Consider the following 10,601-nt stretch of genomic DNA (forward strand, 5'->3'; position numbering starts at 1 on the left):
CCATCCGCACCGCCCGCTCACGCACCTCGGGTGCGTACCTCGTCAATCTGTTGCTCATGGCTCCATCCTCTCAAGGTTTGGAGCCTCCGGGAAAGACGGGGCGATTCATACAGGCATTGTATGAATTCAAACACGGCGTCCCACACCAGGACGCCGAGGCCGTACCACCAAAGACAGCCATAGAAAGAAAGCCACAGGCGACAACTCGCTTGGTCCATTTCTTCATGCCACTTTCCTTGTTGGCCTGATCATTCAGGCGGCCCAGCATAGATTTTCCGGAAAGCCGATTCCGTTCAATAGCCCACAATTCGGGAAGTACGGGCAGCCCATGCAATACCCAGGCGGCAACGAACTTCAATGAATGTTCGGCCCTACGATCCCGCTCTCCAGCCAGGCCTCAACCTGCGGCAACAGCGTAACAACCGAAGCCGCCAACTGGTCGTATTGGCTCTGCTCGCTGCCGAACGCCTTGAACGAAAAACCACGAAAGTCCTTGTGCTGCTCCGTATCGATCAAGCGTTTCCTAAGCAGCGGATCCGTTTCGAAGACCCGCTTCGGCGCTTCCCCCGAGTCAGGGTCAACCCAGGTCGCCGGAACGCGGCAGAACTCCAGGATGAAGCTGCCGCCATACGTCCAGTATTGGATGGACAGGAAGTCACGGTGAGCGTCATTGGAACGAACGAAGTTTGCTATCCCGCTACCACCAAACCCAAGCCGGCGGATCTCTGGCAACAGGATCTTCTTGATTGAGGTGGCCATCATTTGGCCGGGAGCCTTCACTAGTTCCTATCCCTGAATTAAGTCAGCCGTCATAAGACCCCAATGCAAGCGCGTTTGCCAGCAAGGAATCGACTCTGCCCCCTGCGCTCCGCATCTCCCCGTTCGCGCTTGGTGTGTGCTGTGCAGCGCAAACCAGATCCGGCACCGAAGACCCCACAAACGGCCCCTCCTCGCCATACACCGCGGCGGGAGACCAACTGGAAGGGCGCCGGGGCGGCCTCTACGGGAACCGTGTTGAGCCGCTGCGATCGGCTAGTCTATGCAGTTACTTCCCGGCCCTTCAAGCACTGACGCATGCAAGCGATTTCGAGGATTGTTCGAAACAGGCGATGGTTCAAATTTTTCGTATTGTCCACCGCGCTCTTGTCCGCGGGCTGCAAGAGCAATGCGCCGACGAAGGATCTGGGAGCGGACATTGATGAGGTCGCTGCAACGCTGATCGAACAGCCATTGCTGCACTCCACCTCGATCGCAGTCGTGTATCGGGGTCAGGAATTCATTCGCCACCGCGGCAACATGGAAACTGGCAGGCCGGGGGTTCCGACCGATGCGACCCGCTACGAAATCGGCTCACTGAGCAAGACCCTGGCGGGAACCCTGATGGCCAACGCCGTGTTGGAGCGCAGACTGAGTCTGGACGACGATGTCCGGATGTACCTGCAAGGGGACTATCCGAACCTGCAGTACAAGGGTGACCCCATTCGCATCCGACACCTGCTGTCGCACACGAGTGGCCTACCGAACATGCTGCCCGAACGCGCAAACACGGTGCTCGCCGACTTCACCGATCAACGTACGCCTGGCGAGCTCAATGGCATCTACGCGGGCTACGGCAAGGCTGATTTCTTCAAGGACCTGCACGCTGTCGAGATTCATCAGGCGCCCGGAAAAGACTACGCCTACTCCAGTACCGGAACCGAGCTGGTGGCGCACATACTGGAAACCGTCTACAAGAGCGACTACGAGTCCCTGCTACGGGGATTTTTTCGCGATTCCGCGGCGATGACGGACTTGAAAATCAAGCTGAGCGACGCCGAGGCGCCTCAGCTTGCGATCGGCTATCACAGCAACAACCCGGTACCGACCACACCGATGCCGCAGTTACCTTGGGGCGCATCCGGAAATGTGAAGGCGACCGTCCCGGAAATGGTGAAATACCTCGAATTCCAGTTGGCCGATGATTCCGTGGTCCAGGAATCGCATCGCACGCTTGTCGAATTCGACTCCGAGTTCAGCATTGGCTATTTCTGGAACATCATCGCGGGCGACCGCTCGAAAGGCACTTACTACGCCCATCATGGCGGCGTTCCTCGCTCGCAGTGCTACATCTACATTCTGCCGAAGTACGACCTGGGCATTTTCGTGATCACCAACCAAAGCGGCGACCAAACGGCGCACGCCATGGAAGCAGCGATCGACACCTTGGTGGAACGGATTGCTGCTCGAGAAAAAGCGCTGAATTAGTATCTTTCACTACCGCCTTTTTGCGGCTTTTGGTCTAGAACTTGGAAACGCCCACCGTCTCCCGGTAGCGGCTGTTACTTCGAAGCCCAAGAGTACTCATTGGCCCCAGTGGTGCAGCTGCGCAATGCGTTTGGCCGACGTGTACCAGCACATGGCCAAGTGACTCACCCCACTGCATCTCGCGGCGGGGAATGCTCCACCCGCTTGCCATACCGCGTGCACTTGCAGCCTTACACCCACGAAAAAACCGGCTTTCGCCGGTTTTGTCTGCAACACTCAAATTTTTATGGTGGGCGGTACAGGGATCGAACCTGTGACCCTTGCCGTGTGAAGGCAATGCTCTACCGCTGAGCTAACCGCCCGTGTTGCGAGCCGCTCATTATAGGGGGCTGAGCGAGCACGTCAACATTTTTCTTCACATCACTTCACATCGTCTGCGTGGGCTTGTCCGAGCTGGATGTGCCGGCCAGCAGGGTCTCGATCTTGTTGCGGATGGCCTCGCCGTCGACGCCGTCAGCCAGCTGCACGCCGATGCCGGCCTGGCGGTTGCCCTGCGCGCCCAGCGGGGTGACCCAGACCACCTTGCCGGCCACCGGCAGGCGCTCGCTGGAGTCCGGCAGGGTCAGCAGCAGGAACACCTCGTCGCCGAGGAAGTAGCGCTTGGGCGTGGGCACGAAGACGCCACCGTTCTTCACGAACGGCATGTAGGCGCCGTACAGCGCTGCCTTGTCCTTGACCGCCAGCGAAAGGATGCCCTGGCGGGCGTTCATCGCACTCATCGAATAGTCCCCTTGGATTGCACTTGGTTGGCCGCGCCCCATGCCAGCAGCAACTCCACCACGGCCAGGTCGGCGCGGATGGTGGTGCGCAGCAGGTCGCGGGTGCGATTGGCGGCATCAAACCAGGCGGCCAGCTTGTTCAATCGGGCCGGATCGGTCAAGCCGTCGGCCGCTTTCTTCAGTGCCAGGTCGGCGGCATGGCGCAGGCGCAGGTCGGCGTTGTCGTCGCCGGTCCAGCGCTGGGCCAGCTCGACGCTGCCCAGCTTGCCGGCCAGCAGTTGCTCCAGCTCGCTGGCAACCTGCCGACGCAGGGCCATGCCCTCGCCCTGCAGCCACTGGTCGGCCAATGCCGGGTGGCCGCGGGTGGCGTCCAGTGCTTCACGCGCCACGCCTTCGGTATAGCCACGCGACTGCAGCCAGGCCATGGCTTCCTCACGCGGCGGCATGCGGAACTCCAGGCGCTGGCAGCGGCTGCGGATGGTCTGCGGCAGGCGCGCCGGGTCGGCGCTGAGCAGCCACAGGTAACGGCCCGGCGACGGCTCTTCCAGCGTCTTCAGCAAGGCATTGCAGGCGGCGCGGTTGATGGCGTCGGCCGGATCGACGATGACCACCTGGGCCACACCGTAATGCGGGGTCAGTGCCAGCTTCTGCGAGATCTCGCGCACCTGCTCGATGACGATCTCGGTGCGCAGCTTGTCGCCGGTCTTGTTGGGAATGAAGCTGGTGAACTGCAGGTCCGGGTGGGTGCCGGCGGCGATCAACTGGGCGTTGCGCTGGCGTGCCGCAGCGTCCTCACCGTGGTTTAGCACATGCGCGGCCAGCTGCATCGCCACTGCGCGTTTGCCCATGCCGGCCGGGCCGCACAACAACAGGCCGTGGCCGAGCCGGCCCACGTCCAGCGCAGCCACGGTCTGGTCATAGACGCGCTGCTGCCAAGGGGCGAGTGCTTCGCTCATCGGGACATCCTGTACATCATTCGGGTCATGCCACTCATTGCGCTGCGGCCTCGCTGCGCTTGGCGCGTAGCCGCTTCAGGTACTCGGCCACGGCGCTGTTGTGATCGGTGTAGGACGCGGAGAACACATGCGCGCCGCTGCCATCGCCAACGGCGACGAAGTACAGCGCATCGCCCGGTGCCGGCTTGGCGGCGGCATGCAGCGCGTCGCGGCCAGGCATGGCGATCGGCGTCGGCGTGAGCCCGGCGCGGGTATAGGTGTTGTACGGCGTGTCGGTGGTCAGGTGCACCTTGCGGATATTGCCGTCGTAGGCGCTACCGATGCCGTAGATCACGGTTGGATCGGTCTGCAGGCGCATACCCATCTTCAGGCGGCGCGCGAACACCCCGGCAATCTGCGGGCGCTCGCTGGCCAGGCCGGTTTCCTTCTCGATGATCGAGGCCAGGATCAGCAGCTCGTAGGGCGACTTCAGCGGCAGGTCGTCGCTGCGCTCGGCCCAGGCGGCGGCCAGCTCCTTCTCCATCGCCGCGTGGGCGCGCTTGAGCACGTCCACGTCGCTGTCGCCGCGCTGGTAGATATAGGTTTCCGGCAGGAAGCGGCCTTCCGGGTGCTGGTCGGCGAAGCCGAGCTTGGCCATCAGCTCGGTGTCGGACAGGTCGGTGGTTTCGTGCTGCAGCGGCTGCGCGCGCGCCAGGGCGGCACGCAGCTGGCGGATGTTCCAGCCTTCGACGATGGTGACGCGGTATTGCAGCACCTTGCCCTGGCGCATGTTCAGCAGCAGCTGGCGCGGCGTGAGTGTCGGGTCGAGGGCGTATTCGCCGATCTTCAGCTTGCCGGCGGCGTCGAGCTGGCGGGCCAGCAGCTGCCATTGCAGGTCGTCGCCTTCGTCGACGCCGGCCGCGCGCAGCTTGCGCAGCACGCTGTTGAGCGAATCACCGGAGGCGATGCTGACGCTCTGCTCGGACGGGGTCAGCGGCGCATCGGCAAAGCTGCCCTGCCGCTGCCACAACCAGGCCGCACCTGCGCCTGCCAAGGCGACCAGCAGCAACAACACCGCCAGCACCAACAGACATCCGCGCTTGGCACCCGCCATGGTCACCCCGTCTTCAAATAGTGGATGCGCAGGATACCGCGCTGGCGGCAACGCCAGCCAAAACGGCGTTCATCATTGTGGATCGAGCGCACGCAACAGCCCGCGCGCCTTGGCCCGGGTTTCGTCCAGTTCCTTGTCGGCCACCGAATCCACCACGATGCCGGCGCCGGTGCGGAAGCTGGCGGTGCTGCCCTGCACTTCCGCGGTGCGGATCAGGATGTTCAGGTCCATGTCGCCATCGCGGTTCAGCCAGCCGAAGGCACCGGTGTAGGCACCGCGGGCGGTCTGTTCCAGCTCGGCGATGATTTCCATGCAGCGCACCTTGGGGCAGCCGGTGATGGTGCCGCCGGGGAACGTGGCGGCGATCACTTCGCCCGGGGTCACGTCCGGGCGCAGGCGCGCGCGCACGTTGCTGACGATGTGGTGCACGTGGGCATAGCTCTCCACGATCATCAGCTCATCGACCTCGACGCTGCCGGGCGCAGCGATGCGGCCCAGGTCGTTGCGCTCCAGGTCGATCAGCATCACGTGCTCGGCGCGTTCCTTGGGATGGCCGACCAACTCCTGGATGCGGGCGGCATCGTCGTCGCCAGCAAAGCGCGGGCGGGTGCCGGCAATCGGGCGGGTCTGCACCACATCGCCGCTGACCGAGACCAGGCGCTCCGGCGAGGAGCTGACCACGGCGCGGCCGGCGGCCGTGAACAGGCCAGCGAACGGCGCGGGGTTGGCGGTGCGCAGGCGCGCGTACAGCGCTTCGGGCGCGAGTTGCGCGTCGAACTGCGCCTGCCAGCGGCGCGACAGGTTCACCTGGAAGACGTCGCCGGCATGCAGGTAGTCGATGACCTTGTGCACGCCATCGGTGAAGCGCTCGCCTGCGTCTTCGTTGATTGCGCTGGGGCCGTTCCACTGCGGCAAGGGCGGCAGCTGTGCGGCTTCGGTTTGATCGTGCTGGAGCTGGGCGAGCAGGTCTGCTGCGTCGTCTTCGGCGATGGCGATGCAGCGGCCGCTGTCGCGCTCGCGCAGTACTGCTGCCGGGCAACGCAATGCGATTGCGGTTGGCAGGCCGTCGCTGCGCTGTGGCAGCTGCAGGATGGGTTCGATTTGTTGCGCGAGCTCGTAATCGAGCAGCAGGGCCCAGCCGCCGCGGAACGGGATATCCGCTTCCATCGGGTTGCGGGCTTGGCGCAGGGATTGCCAGTCGCGATCAAGTGCGGAGAGGAAGTCGCCTTCAACTGGGATGCCGTCTTCGCGTTGCAGGCTGCCGTCGGGGTTGAGCAGGAGTTGGCTGCCGTTGGCGATCAGCAGCATGTCCCACTGGCCGAGCTTGCCGGCGGCGGTGGATTCAAGCAGGACCGGATAGCGATGCGGTGCGAGCCGATGCAGCGCCAGCAGGTCGGTATCGGCGTGCAGGGGGAGGATGTGCATCGTGGGCCCAAAATGTCAGAAATGCAGGCTGTTCCCTTCTCCCGCCTGCGGGAGAAGGTGCCCGAAGGGCGGATGAGGGGAGCTTTTAAAGCTCTTAAAGCTTTTGGAGCTTTAAAGCTGCCCTCACCCCAACCCCTCTCCCGCTTGCGGGAGAGGGGCTTTGAGCAAAGCCTTGAGCAAAGCAACAGCCAAAAGCTTCGAGCAAAGCGACAAGCAAAAGCTTCGAGCAACAGCTTCAAGCAAAGCGACGAGCGGGACCTACAAGCAATGCTGGAAGCGCAAGCCTCAAGCAAAGCCGCAACACCGCGTTAGATCCGCTTGAACACCAACGTGCCGTTGGTACCGCCGAAGCCGAAGCCGTTCGACATCACCACGTCGACGTCGGCCTTGCGGGCCACGTTCGGCACGTAGTCCAGGTCGCAGCCTTCGCTCGGGTTTTCCAGGTTAATCGTCGGCGGGATGGTGCCGGTGTTCAGCGCCATCACCGAGAAGATCGCTTCCACGCCACCCGCTGCACCCAACAGGTGGCCGGTCATCGACTTGGTCGAGCTGACCAGCATCTTGTAGGCGTGCTCGCCGAAGGCGGTCTTCATCGCCATGGTCTCGCCCAGGTCGCCCAGCGGCGTGGAGGTGCCGTGTGCATTGAGGTAGCCCACCTGCTCCGGGGTGACGCCTGCGTCCTTCATCGCCGCGACCATGCAGCGGGCGGCGCCTTCGCCGTTCTCGCTCGGTGCGGTCATGTGGTACGCGTCGGAGCTTGCGCCGAAGCCGGCCAGCTCGCAGTAGATCTTGGCGCCGCGCGCCTTGGCGTGCTCGTACTCTTCCAGGATCAGGATGCCGGCACCGTCGCCCAGCACGAAGCCGTCACGGCCCTGGTCCCACGGACGCGAGGCCTTGGTCGGCTCGTCGTTGCGGGTGGACATGGCCTTCATCGCACAGAAGCCGCCCAGTGCGGTCGGCGAGGAGCCACGCTCGGCACCGCCGGCAACCATCACGTCGGCATCGCCGTACTGGATCATGCGCATCGCCGTACCGATGGAATGGTTGGACGTGGCGCAGGCCGACACTGCCGAGAACGACGGGCCCTTCAGCCCGGCGATGATGCTCAGCTGGCCCGGCAACATGTTGATGATGGTCTTGGGCACGTAGAACGGCGAGATCTTCTTGCCTTCGTGGAACTCGATGGTCTGCTCTTCGATGCCAAGCAGGCCACCGATGCCGGCACCGACGATGGCGCCAATGCGCTCAGCGTTGGCGTCGGTGATTTCCAGGCCGGAGTCGTGCAGCGCCATGAAGGCGGCACCCAGGCCGTAATGGATGAACGGGTCCATCTTCTTGGCGTCCTTGCCACTGACCCGGTACTTGCCGAACAGGGGATTGTCGGCGGTGATGTCGAAATCCTTGACCTCACCTGCAATCTTGGTGGTGAAACGTTCCAGATAGTTATCTGCAACATTCGTCAGTGGGCCAATGCCCGAGCGGCCATTGATGATGCCTTCCCAGCTGCTGGCCAGATCATTGCCCAGCGGCGACACCATGCCCATGCCGGTAACAACTACGCGACGACTCATTGCGGATTCTCCTGGCCCCGCACGCGGGGAGATTCAAGCTTAAAAGCACAGGGCCGCATCAGCGGCCCCATGGGTTTGCAACGCGGCAGACAGGCTTGCCGACCGCGCCTTGTCAGGCCTGGATCAGGCCTTGACGTGTGCCTTGACGTAGTCGATGGCGGCCTGGACGGTACCGATCTTCTCGGCTTCTTCGTCCGGGATTTCGCACTCGAACTCTTCTTCCAGCGCCATCACCAGCTCGACGGTGTCCAGCGAGTCTGCACCCAGGTCATCGACGAACGATGCGCTGGTGGTGACTTCTTCTTCCTTGACGCCAAGCTGCTCAACAACAATCTTCTTGACGCGTTCTTCGATGGTGCTCATTAGGATATCGCTCCAGATGGAGTAGTGGTTCAAAAGACGCCAGCCCCCAGGGCTGGCCGTGGGATAGTGTAGTGGAAACCGTCGCGGCGGTGTTTCTGAACAAAAAAGCCGCGACAATCAACCACTTGGGTGCATTCCATGCACGCCACGCTTACGGCATGTACAAGCCACCGTTCACGTGAAGGGTTTCGCCGGTGATGTAACTGGCCGACGGACCGGCCAGGAACGCCACCGCCTTGGCGATGTCTGCCGGCTCGCCGAGGCGACCCAGCGCGACCTGGCCGAGCATCGCCGCCTTGGCGTCCTCGGGCAGATCCTTGGTCATGTCGGTGTCGATGAAGCCCGGTGCGACCACGTTGACGGTCACGCCGCGGCTGCCGATTTCCTTGGCCAGCGACTTGGAGAAGGCAATGATGCCAGCCTTGGCGGCGGCATAGTTGGCCTGGCCGGCATTGCCGGTGACACCGATGACCGAGGCGATGTTGATGATGCGGCCCTTGCGCGCCTTCATCATGCCGCGCATCACCGCCTTGGAGGTGCGGTAGACGCTGGTCAGGTTGGTGTCGAGGATGGCCTGCCAATCCTCGTCCTTCATGCGCATCAGCAGGTTGTCGCGGGTGATGCCGGCATTGTTGACCAGGATGCTGATGGCGCCGAACTCCTTGCTTACCGCGTCGATCAACGCGTCAACCGCGCCCGGCTCGGTCACGTTCAGTGCGCGACCGTGGCCGCCCTGTGCAGCCAGGCGGCTACCGATGGCAGCAGCGCCGGATTCGGTGGTCGCGGTGCCGATGACGGTCGCGCCCAGCGCGGCCAGTTCGTCGGCAATGGCGGCACCGATACCGCGGCTTGCGCCGGTTACCAGCGCGATTTCACCCTGCAATGGCTTGCTCATTCGTCTTCCTTTCAGTCGTTGCCGCAATGGCGGCAGCCGGTTCGAGACAGGCGCAGCAACGCGCCCGCAGCTGCTTCCGGCTGGATTAGTTGGCCCACTCTTCCAGCGCACCGGCAAAATCTGCCGGGGTGGCGAGCGAACGCCCTTCGATGTTCTTGTCGATGCGCTTGATCAGGCCGGCCAGCACCTTGCCCGGACCGCATTCGGCCACGCGGCTGACGCCACGTGCGGCCAGCGCCTGCACGCAGCCGGTCCATTGCACCGGCTGGTACAGCTGCTGCACCAGCGCCTGACGGATGGCGTCCACGCCGTCATGCACCTGCGCGTCGACGTTCTGCACCACCGGCAAGGCCGGCTGCTGCCAGGCTAGGCCGTTCATCACGGCTTCCAGGCGGTTGGCGGCCTCGCGCATCAGCGGCGTGTGCGAGGGCACGCTGACAGCCAGCTTCACTGCCTTGCGCACGCCCTTCTCGGCCAACAGCGCCAAGGCGCGGTCGACTGCCGCAGCGTCGCCGCCGATCACGATCTGGCCGGGCGAATTGAAATTGGCTGGGACGACGACCTGGCTGCCAGCAGCCTCCGCACAGACTTCCAGCACCAGCGCGTCTTCGGCGCCGAGCACAGCGGCCATTGCGCCAACGCCGGTCGGGGCGGCGTCCTGCATCAGCTGGCCACGCAGGCGCACCAGATGTGCGCCGTCGTGCAGCGTCAGCGCGCCAGCAGCGACCAGCGCGGTGTACTCGCCAAGGCTGTGACCAGCCAGAACCGCCGGCTGTGCGCCGCCCTGTGCATTCCACAGGCGCCACACGGCGATGCTGGCAGCCAGCAGCGCCGGCTGGGTGAATTCGGTGCGATTGAGCTGTTCTTCCGGGCCGCCCTGCGACAAGGCCCACAGATCGACGCCCGCGCCTTCGGAGGCCTCGGCAAAGGTTTCACGGATCTGCGGATGCAGTTCAGCCAGTTCGGCCAACATCCCAATGGATTGCGAGCCCTGGCCGGGGAATACGAAAGCGAGTCGGGAGTCAGTCACGCGGTCTTCTGCTGCATCAATCGAAGCGGGGAATAATAAGCGCGAAAGCGCCCGCCCGTCTGTACTGGCGCGTATGCAGCAGCATGGCCCTGTAGTGCCGAGCCATGCTCGGCAGGGGCGTTACCGGTAAAGCCTCATGCCGAGCATGGCTCGGCACTACCCGTTGGCTTCGCACTGTGGGAACGGCGTGAATAGCGAAGCCGGCAGAAAAACATCGCAAAGCCCCCCTACCCCAGCCCTCCCCA

12 protein-coding genes and 1 tRNA gene are annotated in these 10,601 nt (G+C 63.7%); 2 read left to right on the plus strand and 11 right to left on the minus strand.

The annotated features are described in order from the left end of the window. Nucleotides 1–70 precede the first annotated feature (70 nt). Entirely contained in the window at nucleotides 71–358 is a 288-nt protein-coding gene (locus ACVOLQ_RS21755) for a hypothetical protein (RefSeq protein WP_481529279.1), read from the minus strand. Further along, a complete protein-coding gene (locus ACVOLQ_RS21760; protein ID WP_481529280.1) occupies nucleotides 355–759 on the minus strand; it encodes a hypothetical protein in 405 nt (134 codons plus the stop codon). Before ACVOLQ_RS21760 ends, ACVOLQ_RS21755 begins: the two co-directional genes overlap by 4 nt. A gap of 315 nt (nucleotides 760–1,074) precedes the next feature. On the opposite strand from ACVOLQ_RS21760, the gene ACVOLQ_RS21765 reads away from it, so the two are divergent. Next, a complete protein-coding gene (locus tag ACVOLQ_RS21765) occupies nucleotides 1,075–2,244 on the plus strand; it encodes a serine hydrolase domain-containing protein (RefSeq protein ID WP_481529281.1) in 1,170 nt (389 codons plus the stop codon). A 287-nt stretch (nucleotides 2,245–2,531) separates the two neighbouring features. On the opposite strand, the gene ACVOLQ_RS21770 is transcribed toward ACVOLQ_RS21765, so the two are convergent. The 5 genes from ACVOLQ_RS21770 to ACVOLQ_RS21790 all read right to left on the minus strand — a co-directional run bounded on the left by ACVOLQ_RS21770 (nucleotide 2,532) and on the right by ACVOLQ_RS21790 (nucleotide 6,497). Next, nucleotides 2,532–2,606 (minus strand) — tRNA-Val (locus tag ACVOLQ_RS21770). 63 nt (nucleotides 2,607–2,669) lie between these two features. After that, entirely contained in the window at nucleotides 2,670–3,023 is a 354-nt protein-coding gene (locus tag ACVOLQ_RS21775) for a PilZ domain-containing protein (protein WP_313170296.1), read from the minus strand. After that, nucleotides 3,020–3,979 carry a DNA polymerase III subunit delta' gene (locus tag ACVOLQ_RS21780; RefSeq protein ID WP_481529282.1) on the minus strand — a complete coding sequence of 320 codons (960 nt, stop codon included), beginning with the start codon at nucleotides 3,977–3,979 and terminating at the stop codon, nucleotides 3,020–3,022. The genes ACVOLQ_RS21775 and ACVOLQ_RS21780 overlap by 4 nt, the downstream gene beginning before the upstream one ends. A gap of 34 nt (nucleotides 3,980–4,013) precedes the next feature. Next, nucleotides 4,014–5,072 carry an endolytic transglycosylase MltG gene (gene mltG / locus ACVOLQ_RS21785; RefSeq protein ID WP_313170293.1) on the minus strand — a complete coding sequence of 353 codons (1,059 nt, stop codon included), beginning with the start codon at nucleotides 5,070–5,072 and terminating at the stop codon, nucleotides 4,014–4,016. 72 nt (nucleotides 5,073–5,144) lie between these two features. Further along, on the minus strand, nucleotides 5,145–6,497 hold the full coding sequence (locus ACVOLQ_RS21790; RefSeq protein WP_481529283.1) for an aminodeoxychorismate synthase component I: 1,353 nt from the start codon (nucleotides 6,495–6,497) through the stop codon (nucleotides 5,145–5,147). Nucleotides 6,498–6,509: 12 nt separating this feature from the next. On the opposite strand from ACVOLQ_RS21790, the gene ACVOLQ_RS21795 reads away from it, so the two are divergent. Continuing rightward, nucleotides 6,510–6,809 (plus strand): hypothetical protein, encoded by a 300-nt coding sequence (locus ACVOLQ_RS21795; RefSeq protein ID WP_481529284.1) that lies wholly within the window; start codon nucleotides 6,510–6,512, stop codon nucleotides 6,807–6,809. Here ACVOLQ_RS21795 and fabF read toward each other — a convergent pair. The 4 genes from fabF to fabD form a co-directional block, all read right to left on the minus strand. Further along, complete coding sequence (gene fabF, locus ACVOLQ_RS21800; RefSeq protein ID WP_481529285.1) at nucleotides 6,806–8,068, minus strand: beta-ketoacyl-ACP synthase II; 1,263 nt, start codon at nucleotides 8,066–8,068, stop codon at nucleotides 6,806–6,808. The genes ACVOLQ_RS21795 and fabF overlap by 4 nt on opposite strands. Before the next feature lie 123 nt (nucleotides 8,069–8,191). Next, on the minus strand, nucleotides 8,192–8,431 hold the full coding sequence (acpP, locus tag ACVOLQ_RS21805; RefSeq protein WP_054659808.1) for an acyl carrier protein: 240 nt from the start codon (nucleotides 8,429–8,431) through the stop codon (nucleotides 8,192–8,194). 151 nt (nucleotides 8,432–8,582) lie between these two features. After that, on the minus strand, nucleotides 8,583–9,326 hold the full coding sequence (gene fabG, locus ACVOLQ_RS21810) for a 3-oxoacyl-ACP reductase FabG (RefSeq protein WP_313170285.1): 744 nt from the start codon (nucleotides 9,324–9,326) through the stop codon (nucleotides 8,583–8,585). Between the two features lie 85 nt (nucleotides 9,327–9,411). After that, the gene (gene fabD / locus ACVOLQ_RS21815) at nucleotides 9,412–10,356 is read right to left on the minus strand and encodes an ACP S-malonyltransferase (protein ID WP_481529286.1); all 945 of its coding nucleotides are present in this window, start codon (nucleotides 10,354–10,356) and stop codon (nucleotides 9,412–9,414) included. Nucleotides 10,357–10,601 lie beyond the last annotated feature (245 nt).

Source organism: Stenotrophomonas sp. STEN031 (assembly GCF_056759975.1).